At 42.6% G+C, this 22,156-nt stretch carries 28 protein-coding genes; 16 read left to right on the top strand and 12 right to left on the bottom strand.

The window, feature by feature from the left end:
- Positions 1-490 precede the first annotated feature (490 nt).
- Positions 491-823 carry a DUF5615 family PIN-like protein gene (locus tag HWQ41_RS21860; protein ID WP_292767429.1) on the bottom strand — a complete coding sequence of 111 codons (333 nt, stop codon included), beginning with the start codon at positions 821-823 and terminating at the stop codon, positions 491-493.
- Complete coding sequence (locus HWQ41_RS21855) at positions 820-1,071, bottom strand: DUF433 domain-containing protein (protein WP_292767426.1); 252 nt, start codon at positions 1,069-1,071, stop codon at positions 820-822. Before HWQ41_RS21855 ends, HWQ41_RS21860 begins: the two co-directional genes overlap by 4 nt.
- A 172-nt stretch (positions 1,072-1,243) precedes the next feature.
- Here HWQ41_RS21855 and HWQ41_RS21850 point away from each other — a divergent pair, with 172 nt between their 5' ends.
- From HWQ41_RS21850 to HWQ41_RS21830, 5 genes are all read left to right on the top strand, one after another.
- Positions 1,244-1,399, top strand: a complete 156-nt coding sequence (locus HWQ41_RS21850; protein WP_292767423.1) for a hypothetical protein — start codon at positions 1,244-1,246, stop codon at positions 1,397-1,399.
- A gap of 111 nt (positions 1,400-1,510) precedes the next feature.
- On the top strand, positions 1,511-1,996 hold the full coding sequence (locus HWQ41_RS21845; RefSeq protein WP_292767421.1) for a type II toxin-antitoxin system VapC family toxin: 486 nt from the start codon (positions 1,511-1,513) through the stop codon (positions 1,994-1,996).
- A complete protein-coding gene (locus HWQ41_RS21840) occupies positions 1,983-2,183 on the top strand; it encodes a hypothetical protein (protein ID WP_292767418.1) in 201 nt (66 codons plus the stop codon). Before HWQ41_RS21845 ends, HWQ41_RS21840 begins: the two co-directional genes overlap by 14 nt.
- Before the next feature lie 292 nt (positions 2,184-2,475).
- Entirely contained in the window at positions 2,476-3,171 is a 696-nt protein-coding gene (locus HWQ41_RS21835) for a hypothetical protein (protein ID WP_292767416.1), read from the top strand.
- Positions 3,172-3,395: 224 nt separating this feature from the next.
- A complete protein-coding gene (locus HWQ41_RS21830; protein WP_292767413.1) occupies positions 3,396-4,292 on the top strand; it encodes a hypothetical protein in 897 nt (298 codons plus the stop codon).
- A gap of 242 nt (positions 4,293-4,534) precedes the next feature.
- Here HWQ41_RS21830 and nifD read toward each other — a convergent pair whose 3' ends face one another.
- The 7 genes from nifD to nifB form a co-directional block, all read right to left on the bottom strand.
- Positions 4,535-5,923, bottom strand: a complete 1,389-nt coding sequence (gene nifD, locus HWQ41_RS21825; protein WP_292767410.1) for a nitrogenase molybdenum-iron protein alpha chain — start codon at positions 5,921-5,923, stop codon at positions 4,535-4,537.
- Positions 5,924-6,073: 150 nt separating this feature from the next.
- On the bottom strand, positions 6,074-6,967 hold the full coding sequence (gene nifH / locus HWQ41_RS21820; RefSeq protein ID WP_292767407.1) for a nitrogenase iron protein: 894 nt from the start codon (positions 6,965-6,967) through the stop codon (positions 6,074-6,076).
- 340 nt (positions 6,968-7,307) lie between these two features.
- Complete coding sequence (locus HWQ41_RS21815; RefSeq protein ID WP_292767405.1) at positions 7,308-7,664, bottom strand: group 1 truncated hemoglobin; 357 nt, start codon at positions 7,662-7,664, stop codon at positions 7,308-7,310.
- A 316-nt stretch (positions 7,665-7,980) separates the two neighbouring features.
- Positions 7,981-8,880: a Fe-S cluster assembly protein NifU gene (gene nifU, locus HWQ41_RS21810; RefSeq protein WP_292767402.1), complete on the bottom strand. Its 900-nt coding sequence runs from the start codon at positions 8,878-8,880 to the stop codon at positions 7,981-7,983.
- Positions 8,881-8,959: 79 nt separating this feature from the next.
- Positions 8,960-10,168 carry a cysteine desulfurase NifS gene (gene nifS, locus HWQ41_RS21805; protein WP_292767399.1) on the bottom strand — a complete coding sequence of 403 codons (1,209 nt, stop codon included), beginning with the start codon at positions 10,166-10,168 and terminating at the stop codon, positions 8,960-8,962.
- Between the two features lie 156 nt (positions 10,169-10,324).
- Complete coding sequence (locus HWQ41_RS21800) at positions 10,325-10,678, bottom strand: 4Fe-4S binding protein (RefSeq protein WP_292767396.1); 354 nt, start codon at positions 10,676-10,678, stop codon at positions 10,325-10,327.
- Between the two features lie 132 nt (positions 10,679-10,810).
- Positions 10,811-12,262 carry a nitrogenase cofactor biosynthesis protein NifB gene (gene nifB, locus HWQ41_RS21795; RefSeq protein WP_292767432.1) on the bottom strand — a complete coding sequence of 484 codons (1,452 nt, stop codon included), beginning with the start codon at positions 12,260-12,262 and terminating at the stop codon, positions 10,811-10,813.
- Positions 12,263-13,454: 1,192 nt separating this feature from the next.
- Between nifB and HWQ41_RS21790 the strand changes: the two genes are divergently transcribed.
- Positions 13,455-14,033 (top strand): Uma2 family endonuclease, encoded by a 579-nt coding sequence (locus HWQ41_RS21790; protein ID WP_292767394.1) that lies wholly within the window; start codon positions 13,455-13,457, stop codon positions 14,031-14,033.
- A 61-nt stretch (positions 14,034-14,094) separates the two neighbouring features.
- Here the strand turns inward: HWQ41_RS21790 and HWQ41_RS21785 are convergent, their stop codons facing one another.
- Together HWQ41_RS21785 and HWQ41_RS21780 are read right to left on the bottom strand one after the other, a co-directional pair.
- Entirely contained in the window at positions 14,095-14,436 is a 342-nt protein-coding gene (locus HWQ41_RS21785) for a XisI protein (protein ID WP_292767392.1), read from the bottom strand.
- Positions 14,418-14,840, bottom strand: coding sequence for a XisH family protein (locus HWQ41_RS21780; RefSeq protein WP_292767390.1), 423 nt, complete (start codon positions 14,838-14,840; stop codon positions 14,418-14,420). The genes HWQ41_RS21785 and HWQ41_RS21780 overlap by 19 nt, the downstream gene beginning before the upstream one ends.
- A 165-nt stretch (positions 14,841-15,005) precedes the next feature.
- On the opposite strand from HWQ41_RS21780, the gene HWQ41_RS21775 reads away from it, so the two are divergent.
- From HWQ41_RS21775 to HWQ41_RS21730, 10 genes are all read left to right on the top strand, one after another.
- The gene (locus HWQ41_RS21775) at positions 15,006-15,944 is read left to right on the top strand and encodes an NAD(P)-dependent alcohol dehydrogenase (RefSeq protein WP_292767388.1); all 939 of its coding nucleotides are present in this window, start codon (positions 15,006-15,008) and stop codon (positions 15,942-15,944) included.
- 124 nt (positions 15,945-16,068) lie between these two features.
- Positions 16,069-16,281: a hypothetical protein gene (locus HWQ41_RS21770; RefSeq protein WP_292767385.1), complete on the top strand. Its 213-nt coding sequence runs from the start codon at positions 16,069-16,071 to the stop codon at positions 16,279-16,281.
- A gap of 309 nt (positions 16,282-16,590) precedes the next feature.
- The gene (locus HWQ41_RS21765; protein WP_292767382.1) at positions 16,591-20,211 is read left to right on the top strand and encodes a HEAT repeat domain-containing protein; all 3,621 of its coding nucleotides are present in this window, start codon (positions 16,591-16,593) and stop codon (positions 20,209-20,211) included.
- 15 nt (positions 20,212-20,226) lie between these two features.
- Positions 20,227-20,457, top strand: coding sequence for a hypothetical protein (locus HWQ41_RS21760; protein ID WP_292767379.1), 231 nt, complete (start codon positions 20,227-20,229; stop codon positions 20,455-20,457).
- Positions 20,450-20,710 carry a type II toxin-antitoxin system RelE/ParE family toxin gene (locus tag HWQ41_RS21755; protein WP_292767376.1) on the top strand — a complete coding sequence of 87 codons (261 nt, stop codon included), beginning with the start codon at positions 20,450-20,452 and terminating at the stop codon, positions 20,708-20,710. Before HWQ41_RS21760 ends, HWQ41_RS21755 begins: the two co-directional genes overlap by 8 nt.
- Before the next feature lie 2 nt (positions 20,711-20,712).
- Complete coding sequence (locus tag HWQ41_RS21750; protein ID WP_292767373.1) at positions 20,713-20,937, top strand: type II toxin-antitoxin system HicB family antitoxin; 225 nt, start codon at positions 20,713-20,715, stop codon at positions 20,935-20,937.
- 53 nt (positions 20,938-20,990) lie between these two features.
- A complete protein-coding gene (locus tag HWQ41_RS21745; protein ID WP_292767371.1) occupies positions 20,991-21,215 on the top strand; it encodes a type II toxin-antitoxin system HicA family toxin in 225 nt (74 codons plus the stop codon).
- A complete protein-coding gene (locus HWQ41_RS21740; RefSeq protein WP_292767369.1) occupies positions 21,215-21,439 on the top strand; it encodes a type II toxin-antitoxin system HicB family antitoxin in 225 nt (74 codons plus the stop codon). Before HWQ41_RS21745 ends, HWQ41_RS21740 begins: the two co-directional genes overlap by 1 nt.
- A gap of 25 nt (positions 21,440-21,464) precedes the next feature.
- Positions 21,465-21,719 carry a hypothetical protein gene (locus HWQ41_RS21735; protein ID WP_292767366.1) on the top strand — a complete coding sequence of 85 codons (255 nt, stop codon included), beginning with the start codon at positions 21,465-21,467 and terminating at the stop codon, positions 21,717-21,719.
- Between the two features lie 9 nt (positions 21,720-21,728).
- The gene (locus tag HWQ41_RS21730; protein WP_292767364.1) at positions 21,729-21,914 is read left to right on the top strand and encodes an HNH endonuclease; all 186 of its coding nucleotides are present in this window, start codon (positions 21,729-21,731) and stop codon (positions 21,912-21,914) included.
- A gap of 62 nt (positions 21,915-21,976) precedes the next feature.
- Here the strand turns inward: HWQ41_RS21730 and HWQ41_RS21725 are convergent.
- Positions 21,977-22,156 (bottom strand): hypothetical protein (locus tag HWQ41_RS21725; protein ID WP_292767362.1); only part of this gene is annotated, 180 nt, incomplete at its 5' end.

The raw sequence follows: 22,156 nt of genomic DNA, 5'->3' as shown, positions 1-22,156 counted from the left end.
GGTTTAATAAGTAATCAAGCGGACATGATATTATTGGTGTTTTAATTGAAAACTACGAAACTGAGTATATTCCTGAGTTAGAGGTGATCGCTTAACTTTACCCAGTATGAATATACAGTGGCGTGTTGTCGAGTAAAGGCGATCGCTCCAACACTCTACTTCTTATACATCTCACACACAATACTTAAAGCCGACACCGAATAGCCCGTCGCAGACATCGCTAAAACGGTCTACTCATAAGTGCATCTCATATACAATCCCTAAAGGCGACGCCGAATAGCCCGTCGCAGACATCGCTAAAACAGGTTATATCATGTCCGGTTAAACACTTGTCATTGCGAACGAAGCGTTAGCGTAGTGAAGCAATCCCAAAACCTTTGCGATTGCTTCGCTTCACTTCGTTGCGCTCGCAATGACATATCGTAAGTGATTTAGCGGACATGATATTACTTCTTGTGCATCTCACACACAATCCCTCAAAAGGAGAGCTTTAGTACAATTCTAGGCAATGCAGACTTGGATTATTCAAGAGCTTCTGAATTACCTCCACGCCAGAACCAAGTAGAGATTCAACTTGCTTTGTTGGTGCATTTCCGTAGCGTAGCCATACAACTTTAGGCGGAGAACCGTACAAACGGCTTCTTTCCGCAAAGTCTACATCTTGAGTTACGATACAAAAGTCATTGGTTTTAGCAAATTCCCATATTGCAGTATCAGTCTTCACTTCCAGCCCATGAAACTGAACATGACTGGAATCAGGGAAAACGTCTGCTAATTGAGTTACTAGCTTGCGACTCAAATTTTGATCAAAAAGCAGCTTCAAACACCACCTACCGTTTGCGTAGCGTCTTGTAGAGATACAACTAAACGATGTTCACGGTCAGCAGCGAATTCTAGACTTGCTCTAATGTCTTCTTCTGTTAATTCAGGGAAGTCGTCTAATATCTCCCCATGAGACATACCAGATGCCAACCAGCCGAGAACATCGTACACGGTAATTCGCATCCGTCGAATGCAAGGTTTACCACCTCGCTTGTCAGGCTCAATTGTAATAATATCGTGATAGCTCATAGTGATTATAAACTGCATAACATCTTTCTAAGTCTAAAACAGCTTCACATCGCGGTGCAACGAAGCTTAGTGTTACTACGATCGCACTTTCTCATAAATTAGTTTTATTAATCCGCAATCATCAGGATTTGGGCAAAGTACCCGGATTGTTAATTGAGGATTGGACAGTTTAATGCGACGCCGAATAGCCCGTCGCAGACATCGCCTAGTTTATTGTCGAGTGAGGGCGATCGCACCAACATTCTACTTCTTATGCATCTCATACACAATCGCTAAAGGCGATCGCACTAACGGTCTACTTCTTATGCATTTCACATACAATCCCTAAATTTTGTCGAGTGAAGCTGATCGCTTGAGTGGTAAATTGAATACGGTAATATGGAGTATCAGACATTAGCAAAGATGGTCAAACCGTTCGTTTATCTGACTCCTTACCGCAATGAAGACAAAAGTTTACATTGAAACCTCCATTCCCAGTTTTTATTACGAGGCACGTACTGAACCTGATATGGTGGCGCGGCGGGAGTGGACACGGGAATGGTGGAGCTATGCAAGTGACAACTATGTGCTTGTAACTAGTCTTGCAGTGCTGGATGAACTCAATCGAGGTAACTTTCCTGGAAAGAGCGAGGCAATAGAACTGATTAGTGGCTTGTTATTTGTCCCGATTGAATCTGTAGTCGCTGAAATCGTTGAAGTGTATATTCAGCAACAACTGATGCCCAAAGATCCACTTGGAGATGCACTACATCTTGCCCTAGCTTCTTATCATAAATGTGATTTTCTCTTAACTTGGAATTGTCGTCACTTGGCAAATGCCAATAAATTTGGGCATATCCGACGACTGAACGTTATGCTGGGGTTATTCGTTCCAACGCTAGTTACGCCATTAGAGTTAATAGGAGCGCAAAATGACGAAGAGTGATCAGGCAATCAGCCAAATACGTAAAATTCGCCATATTATATCTCTGGAGAATGAACACAACCCCCAAAAGTTGGTCAATTACTACATTCAACTTCAGAAGCAATATCCCCACCTTATTCAGTACAAAGAGCAGCAGACAAAAGTTTTAGAATCCCCAACACAACAAGGTATTGAAGCCGAAGTATAAAAGTAATCGATTAAGTCCGCAAAGTTATCTGCGGGGGATGATAGGGAATGTTACTGCGATGTCTACGACGGGCTATTCAGCGATCACACTATCTCGTAAAGTAGTTTTATTAACACGCAATCATCGGGATTTGGGCAAAGTACCCGGATTGTTAATTGAGAATTGGACGGCTTAATGCGATCGCATCCCCCATCCTGTGTTCACCTAGCTTGTGGTTGAGTTAAACTGACTTGTTATCTACTGAGTTTACGTGTTAGTTTAGTTCAGTACTGAGAGTTTGTGCAAAACAACCATGAGCAACAAAACCTGGAATACTCAAGAATTACTGGATATTTGCTCCCAAAATGTGACAGACGAGGCAGCAGTTTATGTAGCATCAGTTAGAAGTAAGATAGACCGTATTTTATTTCTTATAGATCGTTTTACTACCTCTGGAAACCAGCCTTTAAAAATAAGTTCTAATGAATTTAGTAAGACTCAAATTGAAGTTGAAATATACATCGAATCTCTGGCATTAAATCTCCATTCATTAGCTGATGTTTTGGGACAGATAATTAATGTGATAATTTTGAAACCTCTGCTTCCTTCAGAGAAACATTTAAGTAGTGAAACAGCGACTATCAAGAAAGTAAAGACTAAGTTAGCCGAATTAACTCTAGATTCTGTGAAACGCACGTATGGTGATGAGATAATCCATGCAGTTGATAATCTCGATAAGTCAGATGAGTTTTTATATATATCTGGTTTTATGAATACCATCAAGCATCGCAGCCTATTAAATACAACTTTTTATTTAAAAAAAGATAATGGAAGCCTAATTGATTTGGGATTTAAGTTAGATGCATTTGAGTACAAGGGAAATCTTTTTCCTGAAAAGTGGTGTAAAACAATTGTAATACAAGACAGGGAGAAAATAATTGACTTGATTTTTGACATAGGCAACAGTATCAATAATTACTGTCGCGCAATTTTTATAATGAATGTTTAACAATTGCTACAAAGAGTTGCGATTGCATCTCCCTCATTCCTCCATCACACGATCACCTACTTTGTTGTCGATTAAAAGCGCTCGCTCCAACGGTATACTTCTTGTACATCTCACACAATCAATTAGTTAGCCTTCTTCGTTCACATTTTTTTACAACTGGGAACACTATATAAACAGAAGTTATAAGTAAGTAATTTACTACAACGAACAGTGAGGTTACGCAGATGGGAGAAGCAAGACGTCGGAAACAGGCTGACCCCAATTTTGGAAGGTCAAAGTGGCAACAAAATATTCCAGTGCCTCTGCTGGAAATTACTCCAGATTATGAAAATCTTGTAAACTTATATTTATCTGAAGGAGTAGCTGCACTCACATCAGAAATATTTGATTGGCTATTTGAGAACGGGAAAGTTTATGGAGAAACTTCCTCTGTCATGCTCTATCATGCCAATCAAATCTCAATGACGGTGTGTGAATTAGCATCAAAGCAATCAAAGTCTCTGATGTCACATGACTTAAAGCTTGCAAACTTTACTCTTAACCTTCCTTTTGAACCTGATGACTTCGGTAGTTATGCATCTGTAGTTAATAATAGAGCGCTTGCTATAAAGGCAATGCAACTCTTGAACACAGGTTTTTTTGATGCGCCGATCACTATGCTGATTAATCGAGATTGTGATGCAGTTGGAACTGTGAGAAAACACGGCATTATCTTATACATGGGAGCTAACAGCGATCTAGAAATTATTGATGCTGCTTGTGGGTTGGTAAAATGGGAACCTCTTGAAGTGGTTACGTATGTCGGTGAGCAACGGAACAGTCTCAATAGTTTGATTAAGAAAACTTTTCGCCCCCTTGTAGATAAGATTCAGAAATATCGTGTTGATCAAAAAGGAGCAGATCGGTTTCCGTGTCTTTCTCTGTTGTGCTTGATCGAAAACAAAGCAGGAGGGTCTATTTGCGAGTTTCGTCGCCACTACGCTGCTCAGTCAGGAGGACAATTAATTATTTCTGGCTTCAGTAGTGGGTTACATAGTACTGTTTCTGCTTTACCTTCAATGAATATTTTAGGTAAACCTCAGCGCATACCAGAAATCAGGGGTTTAATTGTAGAACCCTAAGCATTGGAGAAAGTTAATAATTCCCCTATGCACTATTTAATCTAAAAAATCGTCAATTAAAATAGTTTTCAATTTAACAGTTTTTCTTAAAGCAAAATGCAAGCAAAATCTAAAAACAAGACTGCATAAGAGTTATACTGTCTGAAGCATCAAAACAGATTGTTCCTAGATAACCCTACAACAGGCATTTAGGCTAAAAATAGACTCTTTTTTTTCCCGCTACCAAAAAACCTTGCATTATATCAATTGTAAGAGCGATCGCTAGGTTCGGAGTAATCCCAAGAGTGCATTTGACGGAAAGGTAGACCCATCTTTTGGAAGACGTACTTCTCTTTCACACCAGAGGCTACGAGGTCGGGCTTGAGGGCTTTGATAAATTCCTCGAATTCGTAAGCGGTAACGTCGTCATAAACGATGGTGCCGTTTTCGATGTAGCCAGTGGTACGTTTGTAGTCGTCATTATGAGCGAACTCATAACCAGTACCTATCATCTTCATACCCAAGTCTTGGAAAGCTGGGACAACGTGGCGAGGACGTAGACCACCAACCATGATGGCGACAGTCTTACCTTCTAAACGTGGGCGATACTTCTCAAGAATCACATCCATTGTGGGCTGATACTTGGCGATGACTTTCTCAGCGTTTGCTTGGATTGTCTCGTCAAACTTAGAAGCAATTTCCCGTAAAGATTCAGCAATCTTGGTGGGGCCGAAGAAATTATACTCAAGCCAGGGTATACCGTAAGCTTCTTCCATGTGACGGCTGATGTAGTTCATCGACCGGTAGCAGTGGATGAGGTTCATCTTCACATTGGGGGTCATCAACATTTCGTTGATGGTGCCATCACCTGACCACTGAGCGACTACGCGCAAGCCGAGTTCTTCTAACAGGATGCGGCTAGCCCAAGCATCACCACCGATGTTATAGTCACCAATAATGGCTACATCATAAGGAGTACCTTCAAACTGAAGTGTACCGTCTTTCTTAGCTTGGTCGGATCTGGTGAACACCCAGTCACGAACCATGTCGTTAGCAATGTGGTGTCCCAAAGATTGGGAAACACCCCGGAAGCCTTCGCAACGCACAGGTACAACTGGCTTGCCAATTTCTTTCGATGTCTTCCGAGCAACAGCTTCGATGTCATCCCCAATTAGACCGATGGGACATTCAGATTGAATGGAAACACCACGGTTGAGGGGGAAAAGTACATCAAGTTCTTGGATGAGCTTGGTAAGTTTCTTGTCTCCACCAAAAACGATATCTCGTTCTTGGAAGTCGGAGGTGAAGTGCATGGTACCAAAGGTATCAATACCTGTGGTGCCGATGTAGTAGTTACGACGACCAGACCAAGACCAGTAACCACAACCTACAGGCCCGTGGCTGATGTGGATCATGTCCTTAATAGGACCCCAGACCACACCTTTAGAACCGGCGTAAGCACAACCACGAGCGGTCATTACCCCAGGCAGGGATTTGATGTTAGACTTAACGCCGCAATCGGACTTACCTTCTTCGTATACGTTTAAATGCTTTTCGCGCTTTTTAGCAGCTTTTTCTGGGTAAGCACTGAGAACTTCTTTAATTAGTTCTTTTCTTTCTTCGATGATGTTTTGATTTTCTGGAGGTGTCATACTTAGCCTCTGTGACTCGTAAGGATCGGGGCATAGGGGGACTAGGAGTCCCCTCTAAGGTTAGGGGGGAGATGGAAGGGAGAGGATAAAAGGGAAGATATGAAACTCTTCCTTTTTCCTTGTGCTAAAGCGTTATTTCTTAGCAGCGAATTATACTACCGGAGCTTCAGCAGCACTCTTACCAACCAGCATTGCAGTATTTTCGTCGCTTTCGAGGATACCGAATTCAATCAACAATTCTTCTAGTTCTTCCATTTCGATGGGTGTAGGAATAGCTAGATTTTTGTTGTCGATAATTTTCTGAGCCAAAATCCGATATTCGTTAGCTTGGTTGCTTTCAGGTGCGTACTCGTTAACAGTCATCCGGCGCAATTCTGCGTGTTGAACGATGTTGTCACGGGGTACGTAGTGAATCATTTGGGTGTTCAACCGTTTTGCCAAGGTTTCGATGAGATCGATTTCCCGGTCAGTGTTACGGCTATTACAAATCAAACCACCCAAACGCACGCCACCGGTGTGAGCATACTTAAGAACACCACGAGCGATGTTGTTAGCAGCGTACATCGCCATCATTTCACCGGATGTTACGATGTAGATTTCTTGTGCCTTGCCTTCACGGATAGGCATTGCGAAACCACCACACACAACGTCACCTAATACGTCGTAAGATACGAAGTCTAGGTTTTGGTAAGCACCGTTTTCTTCTAAGAAGTTGATGGCGGTGATAATACCACGACCGGCGCAACCTACACCGGGTTCTGGCCCACCAGATTCTACGCAACGAACGTCACGGAAACCGGTTAGCATTACTTCTTCGAGTTCGATATCTTCTACTGCACCACGTTCTGCGGCGAGGTGAAGAACGGTTGTTTGAGCCTTGCTGTGTAGCATCAAACGAGTGGAGTCAGCTTTAGGGTCGCAACCGACGATGAGGATGCGTTGACCCATTTCTGCCATAGCTGCTAAGGTGTTTTGAGAGGTGGTAGATTTACCGATACCGCCCTTACCGTAGAAAGCTATCTGTCTAATCTTTTCTTCAGTCATGATCCGTGTTATCCTGCAATTGGTTGGTTGGTGGGTATGCGCGTTTGTCAGTTGCGTTCACGCCAGTTGAGCGACAGTAGTGAGCGCGTGTAGAGCATCGTTAGTAGCGTTGGCATAAATGCCTGCTGGGGGCGATCGCTCCACAGCTAAAATTATTGAAAGCAGGTACATCTATTTCCTCGTTAAATTTTTTTCTTTTTGTGCTTTGTCCTTTGTCATTTGTTTTGACAAAGAACAAAGAAAATTACGCAATTTACAAATACGTCATAATGTGTTTCAGCTTGAAAAACTCAATAAGACTTGATGTTGCTATTTGTCAACAATCAATGCATAAGTCCTATTACTTGTTCAAAATAGCGCCTTTCATGTTTGTGACACGCTCTAGTGCAGCTTTGGTGTCTTCTGCTGACTCTCCACGCACAGCCATTGCTTCACCGAGATGCTTGGCGATCGCATCGAAGTGTGGTTGCTGTAGATTCATTCCAGCGTGGGTTTTGTCCATTGGACGACCGGCGTATTGCTTTGGCCCCTCAAATATCTGAGATAAGAAAGCAACTAGATGATTACGTTGCTTGGGCATATCTGTACCAGCAAAAATGGGATTGAGGAGGCTGTCTGTCGCAATGCGTTTGTGGAGTTCATCTACTATTTGTTCAATAGCTGGTTGTCCGCCAAGTTTGTCGTACAATGTACTCATATTCTGTTCCTTTGAAGCGAGTTAGATGGTGAAATTCGCAAGTAGGCGCTTAATCTATGAAGCCTATATGCTGTTAGCCGTCATAAGGTAGGACTGATACCAATTCGTAATTCGTAATACCTTGGGGGGAGCAATCCTTCAGGTGTCTACGTAATTCGTAATTAGGAAAGTTAGATTTGAATCTATCACTTTCTTTTAACGAATTGGTATGAAGCATTGAGTGGAGACAATGATTCGGTTCAAATCCTACTTTCTGTTTCTGGCTGAATGCATATTAGGGCGTATTTGTAGAGTACGTTAAGTCCTACAGCAATTCCTAAACTGCTTCGACTACAAGGCTCTTGCTGACACGATCTTGTAATCTGGCTTCGATCGCAATTTTCAGAGTTGCTGTACTACTAGAACAGGAACCGCAAGCACCTTGCAGCACAACTTTCACGCGATCGCCTTCTACATCATAGAGTTCTACATCTCCCCCGTCAGCGATGAGTACGGGTCTGACTTCTTCATCAAGAACTTTTTGAATTAGAGCAATCTTTTGGACGTTGGTTAGCGATCGCTGCTTGGAGGTAACAATTTCTGTGGCAACTTTTACGCCGTAATCGTTGAGAGCAGGTGAGGCGTATTCCTGTTGAACTGATTTAATTATATCATCAATGTTCGCCAGACAGGAACCGCATCCGCCACCAGCTTTCACATAATTTGTTACTTGTTCAGCACCAGTGAGATGATTTTCTAGAACCACGCGACGAATTTTAGACTCCGTGATCCCAAAGCAACTGCAAATTAACGCACCTTCATCATCATCATCATGGGTAGCTAGAGGAATGCCACGATAATTATATATAGCGGCTTCTAGCGCTTCTTGTCCCATGACAGAGCAATGCATTTTAGCTTCTGGTAAACCACCCAGGTAATCTGCAATGTCTTTATTGGACACTTTCAGGGCTTCATCTAAGGTTAAACCTTTGATCATTTCGGTTAATGCGCTAGAAGATGCGATCGCACTAGTACAACCAAAGGTTTGAAAACGAGCATCTAGAATCTTATCAGATTCTACTTCAACTTTCAGGTGTAGTCTTAGAGCATCGCCGCAAGCAATGCTACCGATTTCTCCCATTGCAACCTTAACCCCAGCTTCGCCGGTTTCTTCGATTGCTCCCTGATTTTTGGGATCGTAAAACAGTTCTAATACTTTATCAGTGTAGTCCCACATAATGAATTTTAGATTTTAGATTTTGGATTTTAGATTGGGGGAGTGGGGAGTAGTAAATTCTTTACTCCCTATTCCCTAATTAGCGATGCGCTAATGCTTGCTCTTGTTCTTGCAGCCAACCTGCATTATCATTTTTGAAAGGTGAGAGGGCGCGTAAACGTTCTACAATACTGGGCATTACCTCGATCACTTGATCGATTTCGGCTTCTGTGGTGTAGCGACAAAGACTGAAGCGGATGGAACCATGCAAAGTTGTGTAGGGTAAGCCCATAGCCCGGAGGACGTGGGAAGGTTCCAGTGAGCCGGAGGTGCAAGCAGAACCGGATGAGGCGCAGATACCGTATTTATTCAAGGATAGTAAGATTGCTTCACCTTCAATATACTTGAAGCCGATATTGGTGGTGTTGGGCAATCTCTGCGTAACGTCACCGTTAACTACACAATCGGGAATTTTAGCGAGTAAAGTTTGTTCGAGGCGATCGCGCAGCTTTATTTCTCTTTTGGTCGCTTCTTCTAAGTGTAACAGTTCCAGTTGGGCAGCTTTACCCAAGGCAATAATTGCTGGAACATTCTCTGTTCCCGCCCGACGTCCGCGTTCTTGGTGTCCCCCAAGAATGAAGGGACGGAACCGAACCCCGCGCCGAATATATAAAGCGCCAATTCCTTTTGGCCCGTGCAGCTTGTGACCAGACAGAGTTAACATATCCACGGTGCTAGTCTTCATATTTAAGGGAATTTTTCCCACTGCTTGCACCGCATCTACATGGAAGATAGCACCATATTCTTTGACGCGCAACCCAATTTGTTCAATCGGGAAAATCGTGCCGGTTTCATTATTAGCATACATAATTGTCACCAAGGCGGTGTTACCCGTCAAGGAAGCTTCTAGTTCATCTAGATCCAACTGCCCTTGATGATTTACTGATAGATAGGTAACAGTGTAACCTTGGGTTTCTAATTGTTTGCAGACATTGAGTACTGCTGGGTGTTCAACTTGGGTGGTGATGATGTGTCGCTTTTCTGGTTGCGCCAACAGTGCGGCTCGAATTGCGGCGTTATCTCCCTCAGTACCGCAACTTGTGTAGATAATTTCTGACTCATCGGCTCCCAAGATGGCTGCAAGTTGTTCTCTTGCGGTTCTCACTGCTTTACCGACTTGCCCACCAAAGGTATGCATACTGGAGGGATTGCCGTAATAATCTGTGAGGTAAGGCAGCATTACCTCTATAACTTCTGAGTCTACCTTAGTGGTGGCATTATTATCGAGATAGATGCAGTTATTTTGCATTGTTGTCTTCAATTATGAATTACGAATTATTTAGGGATTACCAAGAAATAAATTATCCAATCTTGTGGGGTGGACATATTGTCCGCCCTGAGTCACGGGTTCTCGTGTCGCCCACCCCACATGAAAAGTTGGATGTTTTTTTTATTTGGAAGTCCCTTAAGCTTCAGTTCCCACTGATTGGGGTTGACGCTTTTGCAACTGTTCGGAGTATTTCTGGGAATAGCTGTTAAACCAACGTTCCCAGTAATCTTGTTTATTTGTTAATTTAGCAACTACGTGGTTGTAATTGGTAAACCAGCCTTCCCAGTAATCGCTAGGCTGCTTAACGCAACCGTCGCAAGTGGGACAACCAGCTTTACACTGAGGTATGGTATGAATGCTACCAACGCAGTTTGTACAAAGTTCAGAGTCAATCCAGTGTTGTCCTTCGACTATCTTAATTGCACCAGTGGGACATACAGATAGACAGAGATTGCAGGAAATACACTGGCTAGTAATTTTGTAAGCCATGATTATTGTCCTTTTTGGGAGTGGGGAGTGGGTATTGGGGAGTGGGTACTGGGTATTGGTATTGAGTATTGGTATTGAGTATTGGATATTGGGAAAATTCTTCCTTAATTCCCAGTCCCCAGTCCCCAGTCCCTATTCCCTAATTCCCAATTCCTTAACGTATTGCTCGTAAAACTCCAAAGCAACCTTCTCAATCACGTCGTAAGCTTCAACACTCTGTATTCCAGCTTCTTGCAATTTTTCTTGAGGACTGTTACCAATCTTGGAGACTAAAACTGCTTTGCAATCTGCGATCGCTTTCATAATATACTCAAAAGAAGCTTCTTCGCCGTATCCACCTTGGCAGTATTGGTCAATTTTGCGATGACCGACAAAGCGAGCATCGTTTCCATCCACTTCGTAAATTTGGAATTCTTTGGCATGACCGAAGTGCTGGTTAACCAATCCACCGCCTTTGGTTGCTACTGCAACGAGGATTTTCGGACTGTTGGCAAATTTCTTGCCGGCTAGCGCCTTGTCTTTGGCTACTTTAAGTTCTTCTTTAAACTTCTCAATCCCGTCGTGAACGGTAGCGCGTTGTTCCATGTCATATTCGGGAGCCATTTCCAAAAATTTCTCTTTGGAAAATTCTTGGCTGCGGTCTTCTCCCAACAATCCGACGGCATCGGCACGGCACTGGCGACAGTGACGCATCATTTTCATGTTACCGGAGCAATTGTCTTGAACTTCTTTGAGTTCTTTGGGTGTGGGGCCGCGTTGACCGGTTAAACCGAAGTGTGTGCCATGTTCTGGTGCAGAAATCAATGGCATGATGTTGTGCAAGAATGCACCTTTTTCACGAATGACTCGATTCACTTCGACTAAGTGATGGTCATTAATTCCGGGAATCATCACCGAGTTGACTTTGCACAAGATGTCAGCATCTTTCAGGGCTTGCAATCCTTCCATCTGTCTTTCGTGGAGAATTCTTGCGCCTTCAATGCCTCTATAACGCTTGCGGTTGTAGTGAACCCAAGGATAAATCTTAGCACCAATCTCAGGATCTACCATGTTAATGGTGATCGTAACGTGATCTATATTTAATTGTTTAATGCGATCGATGTAGTCGGGCAGCATTAAACCATTGGTTGATAAGCAGAGCTTGATGTCTGGTGCTTGCTCTGCAATCAACTCAAATGTGCGGAAAGTCTTATCTGGGTTCGCCAGTGGGTCGCCAGGGCCAGCAATTCCCACAACTGTCATTTGGGGAATCTTACCGCCAATGACCAAAGCTTTGTGTGCGGCTTCTTCTGGTGTTAGCAACTCGCTAACTACTCCAGGACGGCTTTCGTTAGCGCAGTCATATTTACGGTTGCAATAGTTGCATTGAATGTTGCAAGCGGGAGCAACTGCAACGTGCATCCGGGCGTAGTGGTGATGAGCGTCTTCGCTGTAGCAGGGATGTTTAGCAATGCGTTCTTGGAGCTTTTCGTCCCTTTCCACGGTGGCGCTGCTGGGGCTGTCGCAGCCGCAACCACCGGATTTTGCTTGGGTTGTCGATTCCGTAGCGTTGGAGTTGAGGAGTCGTGTAGACGGTGATGTCATTGAGTTTCGCAAAAGGTCGGTGGACTTGGCTGCCACTGTGGGAGATGTTGTTGCTACTCTTATATGCCCAGGAATTGAAGTCACGTCTTCCACACTGTCTGCAACGCCTGGGTTTGGGCGACTTGTTTTCAAGTAAGGCAGACGATAGATATCTGATGTTCGGCTGGTGTATGTCAACGTTCGGTTCTTGGGTAGAATTTGTGCTTACAGCCGCGACTTCTATTCACTTCAGGCATGGTGCTATGTCATCCCTCCACTCACTCTTCGCTTCGTTTTGTATTGAAGCGTTAAGTGATTGGCGATATAAGATTTATAGCAGCCGTCTCCCAGCCAGATGTTGCGTCTCTCTAGGATAGAATTTATTGGATTTATTACGCTTGTACTCAAGTAATAAAAACCCTAATTCTTCAAGCATTACAAGGATTAAAAATTTATTTTTCGGGTAGGGGTTCTAGTATTTTTTGGTTGGGGTTCTAGTATTTTTAGATAGGGGTTCAGGATTTCTTTGTACTCAGCCACAACCCAATCCCAGCAATGACTTTAACTAACTTAAAACTGGGTTTGGGTTATTTAAATGTGTACTCAGATTGCCCTCAAATTCCGTCAAAAGCAATAAATGCCAAGGGTTTGAGGGTGAAAAACTGGAATAGTCTATATTGTTCTACTCCAGAAAAAAAGCGAAATTCAATTCTGTATCTAACATATCATTTTTTGGATGGTAAAAATGCACTTCATATTTTTTTAATTTTTGCTTTGACTCTTCGACTTCTCTACGAGACGCTACGCGAACGCTCAGGGTCAACAATGATATTCAATTGTGGTTCTAAGTCTTATCTGGTAAGCCATCTGAGTTACGGTAAATAGATGTGTTGCTGCACATAATTTTCAAAAAACTTAACTTTTAACTCCTTTTTTTTCATTCCCACAATGAGGTGATAGGTAGGAAACTCTCGGATTTTGTGTTTGAGAGAAACAACAAACTATAATCTAACATGATTGTGCGATCGCAATGAATTTTCTGAATTGCTCACTACAAACCTTAACGAAAACCCCCTTCCCGACGCTCTAAGGGGAAAAATTCAAAGTCTCTCTCCTTTTAGGAGAGAGATTTAGAGAGAGGTTTTCCAGAAGCCGCTCTTTGTTGCTGATACTATTTAGCTACAATCAAACCAAGAAAAGAAAAATCTGAGTTATGATAGCCATCCCCCAACAACTGCCAGAAATGACCGTTGAGGAATATCTCGAATGGGAACCTCAGCAAGATGTTCGCTACGAATATGCCAATGGCGAAGTGTTTGCCATGACAGGCGGTACAATTCCCCATAACGATATTGCACTAAATCTCTACAGAGCTTTGTACCCTCATCTGCGTTCCAGAGGTTGTCGAGTGAATGTGTCAGACGTGAAAATGCAACTCACTCCCCAGAGCCGCTACTATTATCCTGATGTTATTGTCAGTTGCGACCCTGAAGACCTCAATGCCCGCAACTTTATTCAACATCCCAAGCTGATTGTCGAAGTTCTTTCCCCAGGTACAAGCGCTAAAGATCGGGGTGAAAAATTTACTTATTATCTGACAATCCCCAGTTTGCAAGAGTATATCTTGATTGAGTCGGAAAAAATCTCCGTCGAGCGTTACTGTCGGGGTGAGGGTAGGATGTGGCTTTACTATCCCTACACGGCTGGAGATATGGTAACTCTATCGAGCATTGAATTTGAGTGTCCAATTGAATTCCTGTATGAAGGTGTTGTATTTACCACTGAAGAATAAAGAGAATGTTCCATGTTAACTTTTAAAGAGCGATGTCTACGACGGGCGTAGCTGCGGCACCTTAAGCAACTGCATAGCCTGTGTAGGGTCTTAACTCCGGTGGACGAAACCCCAGAACGATATGTTCTTTAGGAATTCCAGCCCGTTCTAAATCGGCGGCAATACCTTCTTCAGTGCCATCCCGTTGAATCCAGATTTTGCTATCAATCAGGTCAATATGAACCAGACAGCCATGAATGCGGCGATCGCTATCCCAACCTACATCCATCCACAAATAGCGATCGCGGCTTCGATCAAACACCACTTCTGATTGAATATCCGCATAGGAATAACTCAGTGAAGCATATTCACTGAGGATAGTTTCAATCACCTGGCGATAGTGGTCTAATTGGGTGTAATCCATTGTTTGATGACCTCCTGCTTTGGATCAAAGGTAATCAGCTTTAAACGATGATTTCTCAGTAAAAGTTTCCCAATGGGTTCTTCAAATAAATCATCAAAAACTCTGTTAGGTACTGCAAGATATAACATTCGCTCTGGTTCCAACTCAATTAATATATCCTGATATAAAATATACTGGCCCAACGCTTTTTCTAAATCATCAACATCCGATCTGCCGGTAAAACTTTTAATCTCAACTGCAATCTTGTATTCCGCCTTTTGTGCCGCCAACAGTTGTCTAGCACCTAAATCAACATACAAATCTTTTTTACCAAACTTAAGAGTCAGTGGATCATGAGTAATTATCCATTTGTCTTTAATCAAAGCATTTTTGACATTGTTGTGATAGATGTCTCTAGCTGGCATACAGGTGTAGTTTTAGACTGATCTTTCTATTTTAGGAAATCTCTGATTGCGCCTAGCATCTTCGTTAAATGCCATACGTAGGCGTAGCCCGTCCTAGACATCGCTACACTGTAGTTATAAGCTATGTAAGTTCATTCACGAAAACAGGGTAGCAGGAGGAATGCGATGAAAGCAGTCGTTATCCGTCGGTATGGCGCGGCTGAGGTGTTGCAGTATGAAGACGTGGAGCAGCCGAAAATTGAGCCAACGCAGTTACTTGTGAAAGTTCGTGCAAGTAGCGTTAATCCCATTGATTGGAAAATTCGCCAAGGGATGTTGAGTTTGATTACTGGCAGCAAATTCCCGAAGATTCTGGGGTTTGATGTGGCGGGAGAAGTCGTAGCCATTGGCTCTGGTGTCACACGTTTTAAACCAGGAGATGCTATCTATGGCAGTACTAGCTTCCCTGGAGGAGGTTATGCCGAATTTGCCGCTGTTCCAGAAAACTTGGTGGCTTTCAAGCCAACGAATCTATCTTATGAAGAAGCTGCGGCTGTGCCTTTAGCAGCGCTCACGGCTCTGCAAGCACTGCGAGATCAAGGGAATATTCAAACAGGACAAACTGTTTTGATTAATGGTGCTGCGGGTGGTGTAGGCAGTTTTGCGGTGCAAATTGCTAAGGCTTTAGGGGCAGTGGTGACGGGAGTTAGCAGTACTAAAAACTTGGATTTGGTGAAATCTCTCTTAGCAGACCGCGTGATTGATTATACGCAGCAAGATTTCACCCAAGATACAGCGCAGTATGACATTATCTTTGATGCAGTGGGTAAGCGATCGCTCTCTCAAACCAAAAGAGTCCTCAAACCCAATGGAATTTATATCACCACCGTACCCAGCGCTGAAACCGTCGTGCAGAGCGTCTTAACAGCGTTCCTTCCAGGTCAAAAAGCCAAATTTGTGTTTGAAAAGCCTAACGCGAAGGATTTGGTTTATCTGAAAGAATTGATTGAAGCGGGTAAAATTCGTGTGGTGATTGATCGCACATATCCCTTACAAGAACTCGCGGCGGCTCATAGTTATAGCGAAACTGGGCGGGCTGTGGGGAAAATTGCGATCGCTATTTAGGGCAACTGAGATTTTCACCCAGTAAGGCTTAATATTATTTGTGACACAATTGGCAATGTGTTTATTTTGGCAGGTGATGAACTGTAAATCCTTGTATTTCGTGATGGAACTTGGAGATTTGTAAATGAAACCTAATTTTGCAGAAATGTCCACAAAAGAGTTGAGGGCGTATGTGCTTGCTAATCGGGAAGATATAGAAGCGCTAGAAATCCTATTTAATCGCCGTACTCCTGACTCAGAAGCAATTATATATCCATCGATGTTTACTGAAGATGGTAAACCTATAGAAGAGAATAATCGGATAATTGCAGAAGCGATGTCTACGACAAGCCGCTAAGAGCGTCTACGCTCAAAGAGTTCAGCAAGAGAAGAATAATCAGGATTAGCTGTGTGGTTAGTACATTTTACTGATTACCTGAGCGATCGCAGTTTCTAATTAATCTAAAAAACCAACGCCAAACCTAACCCCTACCCCCTTGCCGACGCGGGAAGGGGGAAATTTCAAAGTCTCTCTCCTAAAAGGAGAGAGATTTAGAGAGAGGTTCTTCAAATACCTGTAATATTTCCGCAATAACCCTGAAATCTGGAAACATTACTCAAGCTAGTGTATATACTCGTAATCAAACTCTCAATAGAAGCGAGTATTATGCTGGACTGGTTAGCTATTTGGGGTGTAACTCAGGTTGCCGGGTTTATTTTTAAACCCATTCTGGAAGACTTAGCCAAGGATGCTGCTAAAGATTGGGCTAAAGATTTATTAAAAGGCATCCCTGGCAAGATTGTCCATAAACTTAAGAAGGAAGATATAGAAATTGCTGCTGGTAAAGCGTTAAAGGAATTTTTGCAACTTATGCAGCAGCAGTTAAAGGTTCGTTGCAAACTTGCTGAAACTGAGATTAAAGAGTATACCGGAGACATCCAGAAATTTATCAGCGATAAGTTGGTTACAGAAATTATTGGCAAGGCTTTTGATATTAATTGTGAATCTCTAGACGCTAAAACCGTAGAAGATAGTTGGAATAGGCTGCAATTAAAAGCTCTGCCATCTAAGTTTAACTGGCAATCAATTACAGAACAGTATTTAACACAAGTCCAAGAACTTCTTTTAGATTCAAAAGAATTACACCATATATTAGAATTGCAAAAGTTATCTGATATTGAAATAAATACCAAAGAAATTGCTGGAGTTATTGTAGATTTTAATTTAGTTAAATATCAAGAAGGAATCCGCGAACGCTATGGCAATCTCAAGTTAGATAGCTTAGATACTAGCGGCTATGCCTATAATGAACTGAAGTTATGGCGGATTTTTACTGCTCAAAATGTCCGGGAAGCTCATCAAGTTTTAGCACAAGTTCACGAACTGCCTAAAGAACATCTTAGACGGCTGCGAGAAAGTGGACAAGTAGAAGCAGAAGTTGAATTAGAAGAATTAGAACGTCACAAACGGGTTTATTTTGAACAGCCGATACTTTCAGTCTTGGATGTTGTCAATAAAAAGCAAGACTATAAATATGTTGTGATTTTGGGCGATCCTGGTTCAGGTAAGTCTACATTGTTGCAATTTCTGGCTTTGAATTGGGCAGAGTCACCACTGAATAATGTTATCTCATTGCCAATTCCGTTGCTAATTGAATTACGCACTTATATGCGGCGACGGGAAGATAAAGAGTGCAATAATTTTCTAGAATTCTTTCATAACTGTAGTGGTGCTGTTCATCATCTCAATCAGCTTGAACTAGATAAACAATTAAAAGCTGGTAATGCCTTAGTGATGTTTGATGGTTTAGATGAGGTATTTCACCTTGGTAATCGAGAGGATGTAATTACTGATATTCATCGCTTTACTAATGACTATCCTGATGTGCAGGTAATTGTCACTTCTCGGATTATTGGCTATAAACCGCAACGATTGCTTAATGCTGAGTTTCGCCACTTTATTTTACAAGATTTAGACTCAGAACAAATTCAGGATTTTATCAACCGTTGGCATGAGTTAACTTTTACTGATGCAGCAGATAAGGTGAGAAAACGGGAACGGCTACAAAGAGGAATTGATACTTCCAAATCTATTACAGAATTGGCGGGAAATCCTCTGCTGTTGACGATGATGGCAATTCTTAATCGTAATCAAGAGCTACCAAGAGATAGAGCTACACTTTACGATCAAGCTTCGCGGGTGTTGCTGCATCAATGGGATGTGGAACGGGCTTTGACAGAAGATAAGAGGTTAGATCCCAAGACGATTGATTATAAAGATAAGCAAGCGATGCTGCGTCAGGTTGCTTATCTTATGCAAACTGGTGAGAAAGGTTTGGCAGGTAATTTGATCAATGAAAATGATTTAGTCAAAGTTCTGACTGATTATCTCAAAACTATAGAATTTGATAAACCCAGAGAAGTGGCGCGGGTGATGATTAATCAACTGCGGACTCGCAACTTTATGTTATGTTTCCTGGGTGCGGATTATTATGCTTTTGTGCATCGGACATTTTTAGAATATTTCTGTGCTTGGGAGTTTGTCTGGCAGTTTAAAGAAACGCAAACGCTGACTATTGAGGAACTTAAGAATGAAGTTTTTGGCAAACACTGGCAAGATGAAAGTTGGCATGAAGTTTTGCTGCTAATTGCGGGAATGATTGAGCCAAGATTTGTTGGCGAGATTCTTGATTATTTAATGGCGCAAGATGGCGAAGGGCAAAAGTTTGTCAATCTCTTTTTAGCGGCTAAGTGTCTTGTAGAAGTGAGAAATCGCTCGGCGATCGCGTCAACGGCTAATAAGTTACTTAACGAGCTACAAGACCTAACTAAATATGACCTCTGGTACTATTACGTCCTCTACGAAGATGAAGAAGAAACTGAGCTAGTTCAGGAAATTCGCACTCAAGCAGTCACAGCAATTGCAACGATCTGGCAAGAATCTCCCGACACCAAAACCTGGCTCAAAGAACGTACTACCCACAATGATCACGAAGATGTGCGACGTGCAGCAGTCCAAGAATTAGCGAATAACTTCAAAGATGACCCCGACACCAAAACTTGGCTCAAAAAACGCGCCACCCAGGATGATCATGAGTATGTGCGAGGTGCAGCAGTCGAAGAATTAGCGAATAACTTCAAAGATGACCTCGACACCAAAACTTGGCTCAAAGAACGCGCTACCCAAGATGATAATGAAGATGTGCGACGTGCAGCAGTCCAAGAATTAGCAAAGAACTTCAAAGATGACCCCGACACCAAAACCTGGCTCAAAGAACACGCTACCCAGGATGTTCACGAAGATGTGCGAGGTGCAGCAGTCCAAGAATTAGCTCAGAACTTCAAAGATGACCCCGACACCAAAACCTGGCTCAAAGAACGCGCTACCCACGATGTTCACTGGTTGGTGCGAAATGCAGCAGTCGAAGAATTAGCCAAGAACTATAAAGATGATCCTGACACCAAAACCTGGCTCAAAGAACGTGCTACCCAGGATAATGGCTGGGTTGTGCGAAGTACAGCAGTCGAAGAATTAGCCAAGAATTATAAAGATGATCTTGACACCAAAACCTGGCTCAAAGAACGTGCTACCCAAGATGATGACCGGATTGTGCGAAGTACAGCAGTCCACCAATTAGCGAAGGATTTTAAAGATGACCCCGACACCAAAACCTGGCTTAAACAACGCGCTAACCAGGATGATGACTCGGTTGTACGAAGTACAGCAGTCCGAGAATTGGCGAAGAATTTCAAAGATGACCCTGACACCAAAACCTGGCTCAAAGAACGTGCTACCAAGGATGATGGCTTCTTGGTGCGAAGAACAGTAGTCGAAGAATTAGCGAAGAACTTCAAAGATGACCCCGACACCAAATCCATTCTCAAAGAACGCGCTACCCAGGATGATAACTGGGATGTGCGACGTGCAGCAGTCGAAGAATTAGCAAAGAACTTCAAAGATGACCCCGATACCAAATCCATCCTCAAAGAACGCGCTACCCAGGATAATAACTGGGATGTGCGATGTGCAGGAGTCCAAGAATTAGCTAAATACTTTAAATATCAGCCTGAATTGTTTGATATCTACCACAACTGCGCTATTGATGATTCCTTTGAGCGCAAGGAAGAGCATGAAACTAATCCTCGGCGCATTGCACTAGAGATAATTATCAAACAATTTCCTCAGCATCCTCAGACTTTAACACTGTTGCGCGATCGCACAGAGAATGACCCAGATGAGCAAGTGCGGGAATTTGCTCAGAAGAAGTTGGCACAATTAGAGAAGTAAAAGAGTTGCAAAAATATGAGTAACACAGAAGTTCGTCAGCAAATCAACCAATATTTAGATGTATTATCTTCAGAACGCTTACAACTGGTTGCTGACTTTTTAGCATATCTAGCAGATAAGGAGAGTGAAGACGCTACCCAAGAGTTACTTGATATCCCTGGATTTATTGAATCCTTTGAAAGAGGTAAAAAAGATATTGCTGAAGGTCGGGTAAAAAACTGGAGAACAATTCGGTCTGATGTATAACGTTGTGTTATCTGCTAAAGCCGAGGAGATTTATGCTACAGCAGAGCAAGCTTTAGCCAAAAAGGTTGCTAGATGCTTTGAGCAAATAGAACAAAATCCTCGGTTTCATCCTAATGTTAAACCTCTCAAAGGTGACTTCGCAGGTTATTATCGCTATCGCATTGGTGACTATCGAGTAATCTATCAAGTTGATGATGCAACAAATCAAGTTATGGTAACTACTATTGCTCATCGACGAGAAGCTTATGAATAAATATGAAATATACAATCGTGATTCAATGGTCAGAGGCAGACCAATGTTATGTGGTTTCGCTACGTGAGTTTACGGATATAATGCAGCCTTGCACTCACGGAGAGACTTATGAAGAAGCTCTTAAAAATGCTCAGGAAGTTTTAGAAATGCTGATTGAATCATCTTTGGCTGATGGTGAAACTCTACCAGAGCCTAAGACGCTAGGAAAATCTTTGGAAGTTGCATAGATAAGCAAAGAGAGTAGTGGTAAATCAGGGGAGTGAAAATGTAAACAGAGGCTATGCCCAAGAAAATTAGAGAACTCAAAAGCTTATTGCTGCAAGCAGGGTTTAGTTACCGTCCTGGGAAAGGTAGCCACACTAATTGGTATCATCCCCTCCTACCTGGGAGAGTTACTATATCAGGTAAAGACGGAAATGATGCTAAAGCTTACCAAGAGAAAGACGTTAATAATGCACTTCAAAGGTTAGAAGAAATTAAAAATACTCAAGAGGAGGAAAAATAATGAATTCTCACTACACGATAATTATTCAGTGGTCTGATGAAGATAAGTGTTTTGTTGTCAGTCTTCCTGAATGGGGAGAATTTTGTCACACTCACGGAGAGACTTATGATGAAGCTTTGAAAAATGCTCAGGAAGTTTTAGAGATGCTGATTGAATCATCTTTGGCTGACGGTGCAACTCTACCAGAGCCTAAGACGCTAGGAAAGTCTTTGGAAGTTGCATAAAATTTATGAATTAAAAAGGTATCTTATGAACACATCTGTAAATATAGCCAAAGTCTACGAGGAAATTATAGAGTTTATTGCTGCTGGAACCACTCCCCAAAGCGTTATCGATTTCAAACTCTCGGATGCAGCCAAAGACCGTTTAGAGGATCTCGTTTACCGCGCAAAAACTGAAGGTCTTACAGGAAGTGACCAGCAAGAGTTAGATCGTTTCCTCACGTTAGAGCATATTATGAGGTTGGCAAAAGCAAAAGCTCATCAGTACATTAACCCTAAGTAAGTATTCAATATGTCTCATCCATATATTAAAGTAGAACTGCGGCGTTTAGTTAGCGATCGCGCCGCCCATATATGCGAGTATTGCCTATATCCAGAAGTAGAGGGCTTAAGCTGTCAAGTTGACCATATAATCAGCGTCAAACACGGCGGGGCTACAGCAGCAGATAATCTCTGTTATGCCTGTATTTTTCTGTAACCTCCAAAAAGGCACGGATTTAGGGTCGATTAATTGGCAAACTGGCGAACTTGTGCGGTTTTTTAACCCACGCAGAGACTTTTGGGGTGAGCATTTTCGGCTAGATGAGGCTGTGATATCATGTCCGGGTAATTAGTTGTGATTCCCATAGTCATTGCACCCCACCCCCAGCCCCTCCCCGCCGGCGGGGAGGGGAGATAAAGCGTAGCTTTGGCGGGGTGGGGTTCTTGGGGTTTAGTAAG

This window comes from Nostoc sp. NOS(2021), from assembly GCF_017115025.1.
In the GTDB taxonomy this organism is placed as follows: Bacteria; Cyanobacteriota; Cyanobacteriia; order Cyanobacteriales; family Nostocaceae; genus Nostoc.
This window is presented reverse-complemented; position numbering and strand designations above follow the sequence as displayed.